At 43.1% G+C, this 18,347-nt stretch carries 17 protein-coding genes; 3 read left to right on the top strand and 14 right to left on the bottom strand.

Translation table 11 applies throughout. The features are described 5' to 3' along the window. Positions 1 to 42: 42 nt before the first annotated feature. The 6 genes from AC58P7_RS23605 to AC58P7_RS23580 all read right to left on the bottom strand — a co-directional run bounded on the left by AC58P7_RS23605 (position 43) and on the right by AC58P7_RS23580 (position 4,555). Entirely contained in the window at positions 43 to 321 is a 279-nt protein-coding gene (locus AC58P7_RS23605) for an HPr family phosphocarrier protein (protein ID WP_497347241.1), read from the bottom strand. 17 nt (positions 322 to 338) lie between these two features. Beyond that, a complete protein-coding gene (locus AC58P7_RS23600) occupies positions 339 to 791 on the bottom strand; it encodes a PTS sugar transporter subunit IIA (RefSeq protein ID WP_497347239.1) in 453 nt (150 codons plus the stop codon). Positions 792 to 875: 84 nt separating this feature from the next. Continuing rightward, positions 876 to 2,249: a PTS fructose transporter subunit IIC gene (locus tag AC58P7_RS23595; protein ID WP_497347237.1), complete on the bottom strand. Its 1,374-nt coding sequence runs from the start codon at positions 2,247 to 2,249 to the stop codon at positions 876 to 878. Between the two features lie 14 nt (positions 2,250 to 2,263). Beyond that, entirely contained in the window at positions 2,264 to 3,220 is a 957-nt protein-coding gene (gene pfkB, locus AC58P7_RS23590) for a 1-phosphofructokinase (protein WP_497347235.1), read from the bottom strand. Then, entirely contained in the window at positions 3,217 to 4,005 is a 789-nt protein-coding gene (locus tag AC58P7_RS23585; RefSeq protein WP_497347233.1) for a DeoR/GlpR family DNA-binding transcription regulator, read from the bottom strand. Before AC58P7_RS23585 ends, pfkB begins: the two co-directional genes overlap by 4 nt. Before the next feature lie 262 nt (positions 4,006 to 4,267). Continuing rightward, positions 4,268 to 4,555: a YhcN/YlaJ family sporulation lipoprotein gene (locus AC58P7_RS23580; protein ID WP_497347293.1), complete on the bottom strand. Its 288-nt coding sequence runs from the start codon at positions 4,553 to 4,555 to the stop codon at positions 4,268 to 4,270. A 181-nt stretch (positions 4,556 to 4,736) separates the two neighbouring features. Between AC58P7_RS23580 and AC58P7_RS23575 the strand changes: the two genes are divergently transcribed. Continuing rightward, on the top strand, positions 4,737 to 5,462 hold the full coding sequence (locus tag AC58P7_RS23575) for a polysaccharide deacetylase family protein (RefSeq protein ID WP_497347231.1): 726 nt from the start codon (positions 4,737 to 4,739) through the stop codon (positions 5,460 to 5,462). Positions 5,463 to 5,544: 82 nt separating this feature from the next. On the opposite strand, the gene AC58P7_RS23570 is transcribed toward AC58P7_RS23575, so the two are convergent. Together AC58P7_RS23570 and AC58P7_RS23565 are read right to left on the bottom strand one after the other, a co-directional pair. Then, positions 5,545 to 6,738, bottom strand: a complete 1,194-nt coding sequence (locus AC58P7_RS23570) for an MFS transporter (protein ID WP_497347291.1) — start codon at positions 6,736 to 6,738, stop codon at positions 5,545 to 5,547. 495 nt (positions 6,739 to 7,233) lie between these two features. Beyond that, positions 7,234 to 8,610 (bottom strand): aminotransferase-like domain-containing protein, encoded by a 1,377-nt coding sequence (locus AC58P7_RS23565; protein ID WP_497347229.1) that lies wholly within the window; start codon positions 8,608 to 8,610, stop codon positions 7,234 to 7,236. A 182-nt stretch (positions 8,611 to 8,792) separates the two neighbouring features. Between AC58P7_RS23565 and AC58P7_RS23560 the strand changes: the two genes are divergently transcribed. Beyond that, entirely contained in the window at positions 8,793 to 9,659 is an 867-nt protein-coding gene (locus AC58P7_RS23560; RefSeq protein ID WP_497347227.1) for a DMT family transporter, read from the top strand. A gap of 142 nt (positions 9,660 to 9,801) precedes the next feature. Here AC58P7_RS23560 and AC58P7_RS23555 read toward each other — a convergent pair whose 3' ends face one another. The 6 genes from AC58P7_RS23555 to AC58P7_RS23530 all read right to left on the bottom strand — a co-directional run bounded on the left by AC58P7_RS23555 (position 9,802) and on the right by AC58P7_RS23530 (position 16,890). Next, positions 9,802 to 11,103, bottom strand: coding sequence for an epoxide hydrolase family protein (locus tag AC58P7_RS23555; protein WP_497347289.1), 1,302 nt, complete (start codon positions 11,101 to 11,103; stop codon positions 9,802 to 9,804). Between the two features lie 759 nt (positions 11,104 to 11,862). Next, positions 11,863 to 12,840, bottom strand: a complete 978-nt coding sequence (locus AC58P7_RS23550) for a phosphotransferase enzyme family protein (protein ID WP_497347225.1) — start codon at positions 12,838 to 12,840, stop codon at positions 11,863 to 11,865. Positions 12,841 to 13,047: 207 nt separating this feature from the next. Beyond that, positions 13,048 to 13,491 (bottom strand): DUF2062 domain-containing protein, encoded by a 444-nt coding sequence (locus tag AC58P7_RS23545; protein WP_497347223.1) that lies wholly within the window; start codon positions 13,489 to 13,491, stop codon positions 13,048 to 13,050. Positions 13,492 to 13,772: 281 nt separating this feature from the next. After that, positions 13,773 to 14,342, bottom strand: a complete 570-nt coding sequence (locus AC58P7_RS23540) for a manganese efflux pump (RefSeq protein ID WP_497347221.1) — start codon at positions 14,340 to 14,342, stop codon at positions 13,773 to 13,775. Positions 14,343 to 14,752: 410 nt separating this feature from the next. Next, positions 14,753 to 15,556, bottom strand: a complete 804-nt coding sequence (locus AC58P7_RS23535) for a polysaccharide deacetylase family protein (RefSeq protein ID WP_497347220.1) — start codon at positions 15,554 to 15,556, stop codon at positions 14,753 to 14,755. Between the two features lie 86 nt (positions 15,557 to 15,642). After that, positions 15,643 to 16,890, bottom strand: a complete 1,248-nt coding sequence (locus tag AC58P7_RS23530) for a D-alanyl-D-alanine carboxypeptidase family protein (RefSeq protein ID WP_497347218.1) — start codon at positions 16,888 to 16,890, stop codon at positions 15,643 to 15,645. A gap of 302 nt (positions 16,891 to 17,192) precedes the next feature. Here AC58P7_RS23530 and AC58P7_RS23525 point away from each other — a divergent pair, with 302 nt between their 5' ends. Then, entirely contained in the window at positions 17,193 to 18,107 is a 915-nt protein-coding gene (locus AC58P7_RS23525) for a polysaccharide deacetylase family protein (RefSeq protein ID WP_497347216.1), read from the top strand. Positions 18,108 to 18,347: the final 240 nt, after the last annotated feature.

Here is an 18,347-nt window from a genome sequence, read left to right as displayed (position 1 = left end):
CTTGTTCCTTCCTCCTATCCCTCAAGCAACTATAAGCAGCTCTTATGCTTCTCCAAAGCCACTTTCCACCAATTCAGCCAAAGCATCCAAAGCCGCTTGTTCATCCGGTCCTTCTGTTGTCAGGGTAATGGCAGAGCCCTTTTCCAACCCAAGTGTCATAAGACCGAGAATACTTTTCCCGTCTATGATCGCGATATTAGGTTCATTTTTATATTCAAGCTTTACGGTCGATTGAAAAGATGCAGCTTTTTCTGTAAACAGTTGGGCAGGGCGAATATGAAAGCCGGAATCGTTCCGGATCGTAAGTTCTTTTGTAAGCATGACTTGCACATCTCCTCTTAAATGGTTTCCAAGATTGTTATTAACTGCTGCGCTTCGGTCACTTGTAGCAAGCTTTCACGAAACTCCTCATGAATCAGCTTACGGGAGAGCGCGATCAAAATTTGCAGATGCTCATTGCCTGCGGCGGCTTCCGGTACAGCGATCATGAAGACGATGCTCACAGGTTGGTCATCCAGTGATTTCCAATCCAGCGGCCCAGTCAACTTGGCAAAAGCAACTCCCGGCTTGCTGACTCCGCTTGACTTCCCGTGAGGAATAGCGACACCAAAGCCTATACCAGTCGAGCCGGTCTCTTCCCGCTTCAAAACTGCCTCCAGGTATGCTGCCTTATCCGTAATGCAGCCAGCCGCGACAAGTCCGTCGATCATGGATTGCATACATTCTTCTTTGCTTGTTGCTTGTAATGGGATTAAAATGCTTTGCTCATTCAGCAGCGCTTGAATATTCATATCGGTATCCTCCTACATAGAAAGGGGGAGGTGCTCAGCTTCTGCTTAGCTCCCCCTTCTTGCTAAATTTATTTGTTTAAAGAATTAGTCTCTTACAGGCTTCTTCAATATATTCAGCATGATGGCTGTAACAACCGTTCCTGCTACGATAGCTAAAGCATACAAAGCCAGGTGGCCAACGGCATTCGGGATCGGCAGAACGAAAATCCCTCCATGAGGCGCGCGCAGAGTAGCGCCGAACAGCATGGATAAAGCGCCTGTTAAAGCGGAGCCGACCATGATCGAAGGGATCACGCGAAACGGATCGCCTGCTGCAAACGGAATGGCACCTTCCGTGATAAACGAAATTCCCAGAACGGAAGCCGCTTTACCGGCATCCCGCTCCTCCTTCGTAAATTTCTTCGGAGCAAGCAGAGTTGCCAGCCACAAACCTAGTGGAGGTGTCATACCAGCCGCCATCACCGCTGCCATCGGACCGTATACACTACTGGCCAACAACCCTACAGCGAACGTATACGCCGCTTTATTAACAGGGCCGCCCATATCGAAAGCCATCATCGCTCCCAGTAGAACACCCAGCAATACGGCATTCGTGGATCCGAGCGATTTGAGCCATACCGTCAAACCATCCATAATTGCTTTTACCGGTTCGCCAATCACATAAATCATTAAAAGTCCAGTAATACCGGTAGCCAGTAAAGGAATAATCAGAATAGGTTTCAATCCTTCAAAATTCTTAGGCATCTTGATATGATCTTTCAACAGCTTTGCGACATAACCCGCAAGAAATCCGGCAATGATCCCGCCAAGGAAACCTGCTCCCATTTTTGAAGCGAGCATCCCACCAACAAGACCCGGCGCCAAGCCTGGCTTTTCAGCAATGGAGAAGGCGATGAATCCCGCCAAGATCGGTACCATCAGCGCAAAAGCTGCTCCGCCCCCAATGTCCATTAAAGCAGCGGCAAAAGTACCTTGTTCCTTAAAAGCCTCAATTCCGAATATGAAAGAAAGTGCAATGAGCAACCCGCCCGCGACAACCAAAGGTAGCATATTTGAAACACCTGTCATCAAGTGCTTATAGGCCCCGGTTCGTGAAGCGCTGCGCTGAGATTTCGACTGCTCTACTTGCTTCAGATAATCATCAGCAGAGGCCGCTTCTTTGTTCAACGCTTCATCGAGAAGACCTGCCGGATTTTTGATTGCTTGCGCCACAGGAACTTTAACAACAGGCTTACCGGAGAAACGGGATTCTAGCACATCCGTATCCGCAGCTACAATAATGGCATGAGCCTCAGCAATCTCCTGCTCGGTAAACTCATTTTCTACACCGACAGCTCCTCTGGTTTCCACTTTAATCGAAATACCCTTTTCTCTGGCTGCTTTTGCCAAGGATTCAGCAGCCATGTACGTATGTGCAACACCGGTTGGACAAGCAGTAACAGCAAGAATTTTTTTCATAGACGCCCCCGCCTTCAATTCGAATTTGTTGTTGTTGGAATAGACCATATGTTCACACTGCCTAGTTTTTCTTTCACTTCAGCAAGCAGACAAACCTGTGTTCCTGGCTTCAAAGCCGTCACGGTTCCTGCAGTTGAGCTCCACCTCGCAGCTTCTTCCAGCGACATACCATGCAGCATGCAATAAATGAGCGCGGCTACCATGGAGTCCCCAGCCCCAACTGTACTTAGGGGAGTAATTGGAGCAGGTTTGGCGCGAATGGCCTCCGTCTCCGTTACAAGAATGGATCCCTCTCCACCTAAAGAAACAGCCACGTAAGCAATCCCTTTAGCGATTAATCTTCTTGCCGCGTCGATAATCTCTTCATCCGTCCGGAAGGACTCTCCGAAGAACGACTCCAGCTCATGAATGTTCGGCTTAATCGCATAGGGAACAGCCTCAATACCATGAATGAAAGGCTCTCCATCGGCATCCAATACAGTCCGAACACCAGCCTCATTCGCAATCTGGATTAGTGTTTTATAGAAATCACTCGGTATACCCTTTGGCAAACTGCCCCCCAGGACAACCAACGATACATGACAAACATCAGTTCTGAAACGATCGAGAAATTGATTTAACACATCATCATCTACCGTGAATCCCGGCTCATTCAACTCCGTTGTTTCTCGGGTATGTTCCACATACACCTTCAGGTTCGTTCTCGTTTCACCTTTCGCCTGAACAAACCAATTCGGGATGTCCAGACTCGAAAGTGTATCCGTCAGCACATTCCCCTGGCGCCCTGCACACAAGCCCCACGCCGTCACATCAACAGAAAAATTCTTCAATACTTTGGCGACATTGATGCCCTTTCCTCCAGCATCCATTCGCCATTCTTTAATCCGGTTCAATCCGCCAAGAACAAAATCTTCTAAAGTTACCGTTTTGTCCAAGGCAGGATTCAATGTAATCGTCAAGACAGGCTTCATGACTTCCTCCCACCCGTCTGTATGACGGTAACGGTAATCCCAGCCGTATCTAGCTCTTTCAGCGCATTGTCCGATATACCGTCATCTGTCAGAAGCTGGTCAATCTCGTTTAATGCCGCAACCTTAGCAAAAGATACTTTTCCGTATTTACTGTGATCCATGAGTAGAATCACTTGCTTGGTTGATCGGAAGAAAGCCCGTTTGGTCGAAGCCTCCAACATATTCGGTGTTGTCAACCCAATGACAGGATCCAGACCATTGATAGCCACGAAGGCCTTATCGACATGCACAGATTCCAATGCCTTCTCGGCTAACGGACCTACCATCGCCAGCGTTTCATGACGCAAGGTGCCACCTGTAAGAATCAAATCGATGCCCGTGTTGGCAGACAATTCTTGAGCTACCGCAACGGAATTGGTTACCACCGTAAGCTTCTTGAATGATTTCAATTCCTTAGCCAAATAATAAGTTGTCGTCCCCGAATCAAGTATGATGGAATCGCCTTCTCGTACCATTGATGCGGCTTCTTTAGCTATCAGCTCCTTTTGTAAACGATAGCGATCTTCTTTTTCCACAAAAGTAGGCTCTGAATTGTCACTGACAAAGGCTACAGCTCCTCCATGTGTGCGGCGAAGCTTGCCTTCTTCCTCAAGAATCTTCAGATCTCTTCGGACTGTTGATTCAGACACCTGAAAATGCTGCGCCAGCTCCTGAACGGACGCACGCTCTCTTTCTTGAACATAATCGGCGATCTTCTGCTGACGTTCTTCTTCAAACAGTATCACGATCCCCCCCTATCCCAACAATTAACTTGCGCATATACAGTCATTTAATTGATTGTTTATTCTCATTTATGATTATATGTGATTGATATTTATTTGTAAAGCGCTTTCTATAGGTAATTTTTTGATGAAAGTTCATGCCTACCTGGCATATCTTCTAGTTATTGATAGTTGTTCAACTCTTGTTTCCCATTAGCGTAAAGCCGCTCCTGCCCAGAAAAAAATCACTACAGCCTCCGCCGCAGTGATTAGTTCTTGTTCCATATTAACGGGCTGATGGGAAAACGCGTTGAACCATTTCAGAAAATTCTTGAAAGAAACCGGCGATCGGTCTTCCTTGACCAACATCTGTCACATATTGGTTGACCCGATTGACAAATTCGGGATTTGTAGACACGTATACATTTTGGATGTTTGGGTCAGCCAAACGAACTTGGTCAGCGATTTGCTTTTCAAGCTGCGGCGTGATGCCTGTTTGACCGACATTTGTAACAGCCGCTACATAAGCATTCCGTTTGGCTACTAATACATTCGCGCTCTTTACACCATTAATCTTGCTAATCTTATCAGCTGCTCTTTTGGCTACTTCAACACGATTGTCAGTTGCTCTTACTTTAATATTTCTAATAAATTGAGCATTCTATTCACTATTTATACCCATTTTTTTCATCGAGTTAATTTAAAGGATTGGTGCATCCTAATCTTGAGAATCGAACTAAAATCAGGAGGCAACAATGAGAACGATCCTAACCTTTTGTATTTGTTTTTTATTATTTCAGTCTGTTGGTTACGCCGCTCCCCAAAAAGACCGGTCTTATTATGAAACGAGCGGAGAAGTCGTCTGGGAAATATCTACCGATGAGAAAGTGATCGCCTTAACATTCGATGACGGTCCTCATCCGAGTCATACACCGCAGATCTTGGACTTGCTCAAACAGTATCATGCTAAAGCCACTTTTTTTGTGGTTGGGAACAAAATAAAACTTTATCCTGACGTGCTCAAACGAGAAATAAACGAAGGACATGAGATAGCCAATCATACATATAGCCATGCTTTTCTTTCTAAACGGATAAACATGAAAAATGAAATTAATAAAGCAGAGGAAACCATTTTCTCCGTCGCCGGGATTCGATGTCATTTATTTCGTCCCCCCGGGGGCTTTTATGACGAGAGGTTAGTCAGTATTGTCAAGCAAGAAGGATATAAAATGATAATGTGGTCATGGCATTTGGATACGAGGGATTGGAGTACGCCAGGGGTCAATAAAATTGTAAATAAAGTTTTAAACAATTCGAGCAGCGGGGATATCGTACTGTTCCACGATTACGTGGAAGGTCCTACTCAGACCATCGAGGCTCTAAAAAAGATCTTGCCGGAATTGGAAAAGAGAGGGTATCGGTTTGTTACCGTCTCCGAGTTGTTAACCTATCAGAAGGCAGTCCCTGCTAAGAATCCGTGAACACTCCTATTTATCAAGGTGCCCATCTCAGATAAAATTACAGTCTTCGTTAAACACGTTTCACGGTTTCTATAGTTTTATATTACTTTTTCTCTGTCGCATAATAAATCATCGCAATAGTCGGGTTAGCTATCCCAATCAGCAATGCTGCTTTCCAGCCGCCGATGGCGTATGCCCATCCTCCTGTCGCTGAGCCTATAGCACCGCCAACAAAAAAAATTGCCATGTATAAACCATTAAGCCGGCTTCGGAACTCTGCTCCCAATGAGAAAATAGCACGCTGCCCAAGGACCATGTTTGCCGAAACTCCCATGTCTAAAAGAATGGCCGCAACTACTAGAGATACCAATGCGAATGTCGAACCGGTTTGGATCATTAGAGGAAGAAATACAGAAACGATAACTAAAGCCAGGGCTATCCCTGTGGCAGGACGAATCAGGCCTCTATCCGCAATACGGCCTGCCACAGGCGCAGCTGCCGCTCCGGATACCCCAACCAATGCAAACAGTGCAACTCCTTTTTGGGAAAAATGAAAAGTCGGACTGGTCAATAACAAAGGAACAGTTGTCCAGAACAAACTAAAAGTACCGAACACACAGGCATGATAGATCGCCCTACGTCGCAAGATTGGGGTCGTTCTGAGTAAATGCAACATGGAACGCAGAAGTTGTGGATATTGTACGGTTGTCAACGGCTGCCTTGCAGGCAGTGCCTTTGCTAATACAAGTGCCAGCACAAAGATCGTTATACCGGATAGGACAAATACGGCGCGCCACCCCATAAACTCTGTCACAATACTTGATATGGGACGTGCAAGCATGATACCCAGTAACAAACCGCTCATGACATTACCCACATTGCGGCCACGTGTGGCATCTGGCGAAAGATGAGCTGCGTACGGTACTAGTACCTGTGCTGCAACTGATCCCAGCCCGATAAACAGTGAAGCTGTAAGAAACAGGGGAGCGCTTTTGACAACTGCAGCAATCGTCAAAACTATTGCAGTGAAGAGCAATGACGCAACAACAAGTTTTCGGTTTTCAAGTATATCTCCCAAGGGTACGATAAATAACAATCCGATTACGTAACCAATTTGAGTCAGTGTGACGATCAGGCCAGCTGCCCCAGAAGATAATCCAAGCGCTGAACTAATGGGTCCTACTAAAGGCTGCGCATAATAGAGATTAGCTGCGATTACTCCGCAAGCGGCAGCCAAAATGAGAATGATCCACGCCGGAATAGGTTTTTCAATTCTTTGATTTTCGATTGAACTCATAGTAAGCACTCCTTTACATGTCAAGAATGTTATTATTACCGCGGAACGTTCGTTCCAGTAATAATAAAAAATTATATTTATAGCATCTTAATTACTGTGTTCATCATGTTATAAATAATTTTTTTGTCGCTTTTCACCTTGGATACTACATTAATTCTATGATTAAGGTTAAGCAATAGGTGTGCTAGAACCTTTATAGAGGGGCTTTCTCCGTTACAAGCTGATAGAATAAAACAAAAACAAAATATTATCACACAAATACTTTTCAAAACACTGTATTTACGCATTATCCCCCCTCACCTATTTCCATTTATTGTTATCCTCATTCATTATCACCAATATCATCGTAAGCATCCCCAAGTGTTTCAAAATCCTCTTTCAGCCAGTACCGCTGGGTAGCACAATAAGAAAACCCGAGGTATATCCTCGGGTTTATTTTAATAGGAGCAGTCTAAAACCAATCACAGAAAAACAAGAATCCTGTGTATTTTTTACTCATAACTGAAAGAATGGCTTAGGTGAGCTGCTTGTATACGGGGCACGCTTTAGTTCTTCGGCAATGATGCGGATGCCCTCTTCAATAACTTGCTCATTGGTCCGAATGATGCTAAGGCGCAGCAAGTTAAGCTTGGGAAAAGATGAAAGGAACTGCTTATCGGTTGCCAGTACATCAACGCCACGATTCTCCAATCGCTTGACCAAATCTTCTGTATCAATGAATTCCGGAAGGTGTATGGAAGCGAAGAGCCCTCCGCAAGATTGGATCGTATATAAGCACTCTTTGGGCAATAATCGCTGTGAAATTTCCCTTAGATGTTTAATGCGATGATTGTACAAGGATTTCATTTGCTTCGCATGATGAGCATACATCCCGGACTTCATATAAATCTCAAGCACACCTTGAGAAAGCACTGAGGTGCTCAGATCCGCAGTATGTTTATGCCATTGGAGTAAAGGAATAAACGAATTTGGTACTGCGGCCGCGGCAAGCCTTAATCCGGGCAGCATCACTTTGGAAAACCTTCTGAGATAAATGACATGACCGGCTCCATTATAAGCGTGAATAGGATCAGCTTTACTGTTTGTTTCCAAATCAGCAAGATAATCATCCTCAACGATGTAAACGTCATTTGCTTTGGCGAGTTCTGCCAGTCGCTGTTTGTCTTCCGCTGAGTAAGAAGTGCCTAACGGATTATGGAAGCGCGGGATTGTATAAAAAAACTTTATCATATTACTTTGAAAATAACGCTCCAAAGTTCCCCAATCAATCCCATCAGGAGTTCTTTCGATGCCTATTACCGTTTGTCTTTGTGTCTTAAGCGCAGCCAGCATTCCCCAGTAGGTTGGCTGCTCAACCAGAATGTTGGTTTTTCCGTTTGGGAAGGGCATCCCAGCTAGAAGATGAAGAGCTTGTTGAGCGCCTGAAAAAATAAAAACTTGCTGTGCCGAAGGGAAGACCTGTTGCTGCTGAAAAAGCTTTACGATCTCCTGGCGAAGAGAAAGCAAACCCTGTGGATCGGGATAAGTGAATATAGACGTCTCAAATAATTCCATCGCTTTGTTCAAGCATTGACGAAAATCGTTTTGCGGTATCGACGTTGGATCGGGAGCAGCTGATGCAAAATCGATTCGTTTTGTTTGTAGCAGGGGAAGAAGGGCTTCTTTGGCTACGACAAAATAACCACTCTTCGGACGTGAATAAATGAGGTATTGATTTTCGAGTTCCTGATAAACAGCAATAATTGTGTTGACACTGCAACCGAATCTTTGGCTCTGCGTACGGATTGAAGGAAGCTTCTGACCCGGTTTGAGAAGACCATTGATTATGTCCAAACGGATGATTTGCTGAATGGATTCCTTTTTATTTTTCATAAATATGTCTCCAACTTAAATAATTCGCCCCTTATCTGTACCCTTACAGATGGATGGATAGTCAATATACATCGTATTTTGTATCTACTATAATACAAATAATATACAGATGTGTATATTTAATAAATATTATCGTGCCTTGATAACTCAAAGTATCGAGTGCGTTTTTTGAGGTGATTGTAATGAACAAAGCAACAAATGGATGGATCAATGGTTTTCTGGGTGTGCTTATCTTCAGTGGCTCACTACCCGCAACACGGTTGGCTGTGATGGATTTTGATCCGTTATTCCTCAGCGTATGCCGTGCCGCGATTGCTGGGGTGTTAGCGGGAGTGCTTCTCCTCATCTTCCAGCAACAACGGCCTATCCGAAGTGACGTCGTTCCACTATTGTTCGTAGCACTCTGCGTGGTAGTAGGTTTCCCACTGCTGACAGCCTTTGCACTTCAGTATGTCACATCCGCGCATGCCATTATCTACGTTGGGCTTCTGCCGCTTTCGACGGCGATCTTCGGCGTATTGCGGGGCGGTGAAAGCCCGCGACCAACCTTTTGGATCTTATCAGCTCTAGGCAGCTCGCTTGTAGTAGGATTCGCCATAACTCAAGGGGCTGCCTCTTCACCCGTCGGTGATGCGTTAATGCTGGCATCTATCATCGTGTGCGGTTACGGTTATGCGGAAGGGGCACGACTATCACGGAGACTAGGGGGCTGGCAGGTGATCTCTTGGGCACTCGTTCTTTCGCTTCCCTTTATGTCGCTGCTCTCGTTTTATTACTCGCCGGTTTCGTGGGTGGGTATCAGTGGTTCCGCACTCTTGAGCCTTGCCTATGTCTCCCTGTTCAGCATGCTCATCGGTTTTGTGTTCTGGTATCGTGGTCTTGCCCAAGGAGGTATAGCAGCGGTCGGGCAGTTACAACTCCTCCAGCCCTTCTTCGGCCTGCTGCTTTCGGCACTCGTCCTGCACGAGTCAATTGGTTGGCCTATCTTTATAGTAAATATCGGTGTCGTACTGTGCGTGGCGATCGCACGGCGATTTGCATCAAAATAATTTCCCAATGTCAGCTCCAATTCGTAGTGCTATCCTAAGTAGTTCAATAAAATAAGCAGGCTGCCGCGGCACCTGCTCATTAATGTTCTAATTCAACAAACGTTATGCGTTAGTTCAACGTTTCTTTGCCACCTAACTCCAATTAGCGTAGCGACTTGAATGCGGCGCGAAGTTCTGCAGTGAAAAGTTCTGGCTGCTCCCACGCCGCGAAGTGTCCGCCCTTGTCGAGCTTGTTGTAATACATGAGTTTGGGATACGCCCGCTCTGCCCAACTCTTCGGTGCTTGATAGAGCTCGTCAGGAAAGACGCTCACGGCAACCGGGATGGAGACGCCCTTGACGGTGAAAAAGGGGTATTTGTTCTCCCAGTAGAGACGAGCCGAAGAAATCGCCGTGTTAGTCAGCCAATAGAGCGTGATGTTGTCGAGGACATCGTCTCGCGTAAGGCCTCCGGGGTGTCCGGCAAAGGCCTTCGAGATCAGCTCCAGACTACGCGCGTCATGGTCAATCATAAAGGCTGCCAAACCGACGGGCGAATCTGCCAGTCCGGTCTGCGTCTGCGGGCGCGTCCCCATCATTTGGGCGTAGCCGATGTGCTTGTAAAAGAAGTCCAGCTGCTTGTACGCTCGCTTTTCGTCATCTGAGAGACCGGAGGGCGGCAGGTCGCCGCACTTGAGCGCCTTATCAATGTAGGCTGGAACCGTACCAGGCATGTTGGAGTGAATGCCAACCAGTCCCGGAGGCGCCTGTACAGCCATCAAATCCGTGACAACCGCACCCCAGTCGCCTCCCTGCGCCACATACTTTGTGTATCCAAGGCGCTTCATCAGCTCTGCCCAGGCACGTGCTATGTGGTCGGGATCCCAGCCGGTCGTGGTTGGCTTGCCCGAAAATCCGTAGCCAGGCATCGATGGAATCACCAGATCGAAAGCGTCCGATGCCTTCCCGCCATATGCCGTGGGATTGGTAAGCGGCTCGATAATCTTCAGCAACTCGATGATCGAGCCGGGCCATCCGTGCGTGACGATGAGCGGCATAGCACCTTTATGCTTCGAACGAACGTGAATGAAGTGAATGTCCAGACCATCGATCTCGGTGATGAACTGCGGCAGGGCGTTCAGCTTCGCCTCGATCTTGCGCCAGTCATAATCTGTCGCCCAATAGCGCGCGAGTTCCTGAATCGTCGCGAGCTGCACGCCTTGCGATTGATCCGAGACCGTTTCCTTATCAGGCCATTTTGTCGTGTTTATGCGCCTGCGCAATTCAGTAAGTTCCGCTTCCGGAACATTCACATGAAACGGACGAATGGCGTTCTTGTCTGTAGATAGCTTTTTTATCTCCTTTTGATTAGTTATGGATTTTTGGAGATTTGCTTGCGGATTCCCGCCTTTAGCATTGGCATTAGTACCGCAGACCGTCAATCCTAGGGACAAGACCAAAATCATTGCCAAACGAAACCAGTATCTGCTCCTCATAAGTAGTAACGCTCCATTCGGAAAGTTTTTTATGGATAACCTTCCGTTAGATTCCATCCAAAGTGCAATTCTTATTCCATGTTTCGGAGTAAATGCTGAAACACCCAGCAGTCTAAATCTTGTACTATATCTTCTATTTCCCCATAAGTTCCATGTGTAGCTAAATAATATCCGTCACTTAAACGATCTAAAAATGAGAAATGGCTTACTTCTTTATCTGAAGTGCAGCCTTGAGTATATAAGCCATAGATATAAGTAAAAAATTTATCTATCGAGATATTACCTTCAATAAATTCTGAACGTATTTTCCCTAACATTATGGGACACAATTCGAATTTCATTGGGTTAAGAACTACTCAAGTGTTTAAGTTGAGAAGAAAGAGTACTTTAATAGGCGCCATTATGTAAGTTTGAAAGGCTGCATGGTTTCGGCGGCAGGAGCACCATATTCGTTGACTGGACAGTGTGAATCAGCTATCCCCATCCATCCGTTTCCCATTTCAGCTATGAGATAATAATGTTGGAGGACAATAAAGTTTTGAAGTCCTTCTTACAATCATATAATTACAGGTCTTTTTAGACTAACGTTCTGCGTTAGTTGATGTTCTGTGAAAATAAAGTAGACTGACCCATAAATACAAACCAGCAGCAGCCATGGACGAGAAAATAAAGCCCTAGACTGCTGCTGTTTTATTGAACAAACGTTTCCTAATAATGGTATGAACATTTTTACATTCGCGAAAAGTCCATATCAATATATGGTGTGTTATTCAGTAAGTTGAAATAATAGAAGCGTCGAGCTTGTTCATCCCACTCTCTCCAATCAGGAGCATTAAAATCTCTGCTTCTATATAGCGCGGATAAAACCCTAGCTTGTCTTAAATCGATAAATAAAGGTATTTTCTTTAACCATTCTTGACATATCGTATTTTCTTTACAATAACCGTTTAAGAAGTTGGAAAAAAAGCGCTTTGTAATCTCCTTTCTAACCTCTCCATCCACAACCCAGGGGATAGGGATTTCATAAAATAATGGTGTAGCAATATCAGACACAAACCAGCTATATTCCGCCTCGTCAAAGTCGATAATATAGGCCTTATCCCCATCATTTAGATAATTACCGCAGCTGACATCCCCATGAATAAGGCCGTATGTATCTTTATCCTTGGTAAGAGCGCTAACTTCCCCAATTAAACGGTCGAAACTACTATATAATTCTGACGGACAATAGTTTTTAAATGAAGCTAATAAAGCATTGTCATTCCATTCATAGCGTAAATGTTGGGGGGGATAGTGAATTGAAAGCTTATGTATTTTCCCAACAAATTGACCTATATTCTCATAAAAAGTATTGCTCTCCTCGGCAATTTTTGCATTTCTGCCAGAAATTTTCTCAAAGGCTGTCACAACAAAAGCATCATCAATTGTATGAAGAAGATCACCCGTTAAAGACAGAATCGGTCTAGCTACTTTTACACCAGACTCCGCCAAAAACATGATAAAGTCTAATTCCGCTTTCGTTAATACTTCATTCCGATGTGTGATATGGGCAATTCTTAGAATAACTTCACGATCTTCGACCAATCCAGAATAAACAAAGTTTTGAAACCCATTTAATTCGATCATTGCGTCTTCGCGTATACCATAACGTTCCGCGGCTTGTCTCAATATATCTTGATTGAATAGCTGTTTAATATTCTTATCCATAGTATTCTTTGATCACACTCCAAAGGTAATATGATCTAATTCTAATCGAAATCAATTGATTGCTGTAAATAAAAAAACGTTTTTATTGAATTTTCCTGCCCGTTTAGCTTAACGCCCGCCGCCAGTCTACAACAATGAAAAATGTATCTAAATAACCCTCGATGACAACGTCGGCTGGTAGCTGTATCTTGCTTGCTCCCACCCAACTTAGGAAAGTTTGGATTTTGGGTTGCGCTTTAACCTTAATAAGAGAATTTGTCTGATCACAAAGTAACAAATGACTGCTAAAACTCCTCCAATAATTACAGCTCCTAGTAGCAATTCAGCGTCTTTGTGTAATACACCTCTAGCCCACCCCCACTTATGCGCATGCGGATCGAAGTTTTCATGAAGCAAAGTCTTTCCAATCTTTAATTCCAATGGTGCAAATGGAATGTATACAATCTTTGTAAAAAAATAGCCTACTAATGAAGATGTCATACTAAATTTCAACCATTTAACTATAAAAATCATCAGCACAAAAGCAATGCCTACTGTTGGTATAGTCAACATTTCTGAGATTACACCGATTGCAAAGCTCATTGCTACAAAATGTGGTCCTGCAGGGTCATTGAGCAATTCGTACCATTTACTCGTAATCTTTGTCTTCAACTTAGTTATAATATTTTTCATATGCCACCATTCTCATTGTTTTTTATATCATAATACATAACCCATACTAGCGACCATTAAGTTAATACGTCTTCTGAGGGGGCTCGGTTTATACTTTTGCATGAATAATTCCCCCTTTCTTCCGCAATATAAAAAGAGTTGCTCTACCAGTATAGACAACTATAATGAAAGATTAATGAGAAAAATTTTAGGATACAAAAAATAGACCTACAACAACGGGCTGTAGGTCTATATAAATATTTCATACAATCCAATGCAAACTAGAAGGATACCCCCAGTATATTCGACCGTTTGCCAAGCCATGTTCTAGCAATTTGTTGACCAGCTCGAACTCCAATATATATGGTTAGTAACGAGAACAAACCAATGGATATCGTCGTCATAAATGGAGATAATCCTGTCACACCTGCTCCAAATCCACCAACAACACAATTTAGTGCAAGTGCAATTCCGAGAGTGAACGACTCCTTCCATGAAATTATTTTGTTTCCATCTATGTCAGCTCTATCGGGACTATGAAGTAAAGAGGTGATTATATTCTCATTTTGCAATTCAAGTTTAGAACTATTTTTCAAATCAGCTTTGATTGCAAAAAGCCCAATAATTATTATCAAGGCTCCCCCTCCCCAGTTTGCAAAATCACTCGATACATAATGAGAAATAACACCACCTAAAGTGATTGAAATATAAGAAGCAATCATCGAAAGAACTGCAATAATTAGATTTGAAATAAATGGAACCCGTGTCGAGCGAGTACCAAATGAAATACCAATCCCTAAATTATCTAGATTAGCTGCGAGACCAATTCCTAAAATTGAAAACCAATGCATATTTATACCTCCTCACATAGTCCGATGATAAGATATGCGCTTCTAGCCCAAAAGTTTCATTTCTTTCAAGGAATCACAATAGTTAACATAACCTTCTTCGATTATTACACTCACTTTTGATGTCACTCGTCTCTATGTAGAACAGCGTCTTTTGTATAGGACTACATTAATGTCATTTACTAGAATTAGAGGGTAATTTGGCATGCCTACATTTCACTCTACCATTCGAATTCTATTACTTTTCTGGAAATATTGACAAGCAATTAGCTAGTATCATTCAATATGAACAAAAAGAGGAACCTTCAAAAGAAGGCTCCTGCTGCTCTCTACATGAAGACGAATAAAAGAAATGAAGGACTCCCACAACATACGATCAAAAAAGTGCACCACAAGCAAAGTTACTATTAAAGTTACTTTGCAGAAAGCAACTCTGGAACCGTCACTAAGGTATAACCTCTTTGCCTCAAATAGGCGATAATCTGAGGAAGTGCCTCTACCGTGTTGTTGAGATTGCCGTGTTTCCCGCCTGCAAAATGTTGAAGGATTATTGCGCCAGGGCTGACCTCTTTTCTTACACTGCTTAGAATTTGTAACGCAGTTTTCCCATCCCAGTCTAACGTATCAACGGACCAACCGATTAATTGATGACCTGAGATCTGAGATTCTTTAACTACCTGAGGAGAAACCGCACCATAGGGTGCCCGAAATAGGGTAGGAGCTTCGCCTGTAATTTGCTTTATCACATCGTCTGTAGATACGATTTCACTTTGAATTTTATCCGTAGTCGCTTGGGCAAGATTGAGATGATCCCAGGAATGGTTACCGAGAACGTGTCCCTCATCTACAATTCTTTTCAACATCTGCGGATGTTGTTTCGCATGTTCTCCGACTACGAAGAAAGTCGCTTTAACCTGCTCCTTCTTCAAAATATCCAAAATTCGAGGCGTATATTTGTCATCGGGGCCATCATCAAAAGTTAAAGCCACTTTAAGACCGTCTTTTTTCACGTTATTGATCACTGCCGCAGCGGCACTCTTTTGATCATTGGCGGAAACAGCTATGTCCTTTGTCGCTTGTTGAGGCGTATCTACGTGTACAGGCGATATTATTTCTGTATTTGGTAGAGAAACTAAACTTTCTGTATGCACTGAGCTGCTGCACCCTGTAATCGTTATAAAAACTACCAGGATTACTGCCTTAAGGATAGGCTTCATTCTTGCGCCACTTCTTTCTCACATTTACTACTCTGATTACATAATCAAGAGAATTAAATAATTTTATATTTGATAAAAATCTGTATTCAGGCACTGGATTTTTCGTTTGAGAGTGTTACTACTTGATTTTGTTGTTTTCGTTTTTTCATCCAACTAAATAAACCATATACAATAAGCAAAATGCCAGCTGCAACCCCATACCGCCACTTGGATGGCGTTCTAACCATCTCTTGGTTAATCATTGGAGAAGGAGGTTCAAGATGAGAAACTTCTTTGGCAGACACAATAGGGATTTGAGTCAGTAGTTCCCCCTCTTTCTTTATTTGATAAGTGCCGATAACCTCATCTGCTTCGATCGTTTTCTTTCCACTTTGCCACGTATTGAAAACAGGCGTATACGTATAAACAGCCTCTTCGCCTCTTAGCTTGGTCAGCACAAAAGAATTACTCAAGACGCCTTCAACGCTTTCACCATAAAAGGTCGTCTCACCGACGGTATCCCCTTTTTGAAACATTTGCTGCACATCAATATGGTCAAGTCCATAATTACCTATCGTCTCTACATCATGGTATTCATTTCCCCGCGTTGATTTCGTCACAACCGCAATGACCGTTTTATTGTCTTTTTTCATATATTCGATTAAGGTGTTATGTGCTTGGCTAGTAAATCCCGTTTTTCCTCCCAAAGCTAACGGATTCTGAAAAATAAGGCTGCGATCTCTTATTGACACTTGACGCTGATCTGTTTTCACTACCGTTTTTTCGGTTCCCATAGCTTCCATAATGGCTGGGTACTTCATGGCCTCTTTGGCAAGCAGAGCCAAATCATTGGAAGTCGTAAAATGTTGTGGATCGTGCAGACCGTTAGGTGTGACAAAATGGGTGTGCAGCATGCCAATTGACGCTGCCCTCTTATTCATCATCTCGGCAAAAGCGGCCTCATCCCCTCCAATATGTTCAGCAATCATCATGGCCACATCATTGGCCGAGATAACTAGCAGAGCCTTCAAAGCTTCATCTTTCTGCATCTTCTCGTCCACTTTTAAATTAAATACAAAATTGCTCACTTCTTGCTGCGCGGCTTTTTTACTCGTAGTCATCCATTCCCCATCCGCCATATGATCTTCTAGGAGGATGGCCGTCATCAACTTCGTTAAGCTAGCTGGATACGCTTCTTCATCTTTATTTTTTTGGTAGAGGACCTCACCTGTCGAACTATCTATGACAACACCTGTACCGCTATTAATTTCCGGAGGATTGTCGTTTCCATACGCAACTCCTATTTGGCCAATCGACACTAAGAGAAAAATAATAAAGAACACCGCTTTTTTCATTCCATTTCCTCCTGCGATAGAACAATTTATCTATCTATCTACTTCGCTATGTATTGGAAAGTTGTCTTTCTTGTTTAAGTTTAAGGGGGAGCGTGTTTTATTATAAGTTTGATTCATTAATGCCAGATGAAAAATAGATTAGATTTTTTCAGAATCTTTACATGCACAAAAATTGAATTCTCATGAGTGAAGAATTATAATAAACCGCGTATGTGGATAGATGTAACTATGCGGAAGTTAACACCTCTGCCCAGCTGCATTCAAAAGATACAAAAAATTAGGTGGATGGGGACTGTTACACAATGTCGAAACAATCTTTTCTTAAAATCATGTGTTTAACTTTTGTTTTTTTTATCTTCACTTATTCTATTTTATATGATCGGTATAAAGGTACTGGTGGGTACCACTATAGCAATCGTGTTGCCGTGCTTGAATACCACCATATTGATCCTATCGCATCAGATTTTACAATTACACCCGAAACATTTAAAAGCCATCTAGAAGCGCTTAAGGCGAAACATTACAATGTGATTTCTATGAAAGAATTTATTGATTTTCTTAATGGTAAACATTCAGTGCCTCCAGATGCAGTGCTTCTTACCTTTGATGATGGATATGAATCTTTCTACAAATACGCTTACCCTGCTTTAATGGAACAGAAAATGACCGCCACCAATTTTATTATCGTCAGTTATTTAGGAACGAATCCTGGAACACCTTTTTTGAATTGGGACGAAATTAAAAAAATGAAAGCCGACGGGTTCGATTTTTATTCCCACACATATAATTCTCACGACTTTTCAGTAGATCAAAATGGAAGCCCTGTTTCCCCCTTAACGAATCCTATCTATTTAAAGGAAAAAAACAGGATGGAAACTGATGCAGAGTACAAACAACGGGTAAAATCCGATCTTATGGAGGCAGAAAACATCATACAAGAAAAGCTTGGGGATCAAGAAAAACTGTTTTGTTTCCCACATGGACGATACAATAATGCTCTCATTGATATCGGCGACCAGTTGGGATATAAATACTATTTTACTGGCTTAGATGGATTAAACACACGTGGAACAAAGTTAATAAAACGTATAAATGCGGGTTCGGCAAATATTAAAGCTTCTAGTTTGATCAGGATTCTAAATGGAGAGACAAGTGTAACTGGAAATTTGAGAATTCTTTTGAAAAATATTGTTGTCAAGCAGCGAATGTCAGACTAAACAAATTCAAGACGGAGTCTACCTAATACAAACAGGCAGTCAAAACATAAAATACTGTTTTGACTGCCTGTTTATTCGATTTCACTCGGTAAAAATTTTACCCATTGTTTTCCTCCTCCTGTGAGGAAGTCAGGAAACCCGTTATACCTTTTACTTCAGGGTTGACAACATTTTAATAAGTAACCAAACCTCCAAATGATAGTTAGTGATCATGACTTCCTCGAATCGTATTTCTTGTTC

The sequence above is a fragment of the Paenibacillus sp. J22FR5 genome, assembly GCF_059691975.1.
Note: the sequence above shows the minus strand (reverse complement) of the source record. Positions and strands in the feature narration are given on the sequence as shown.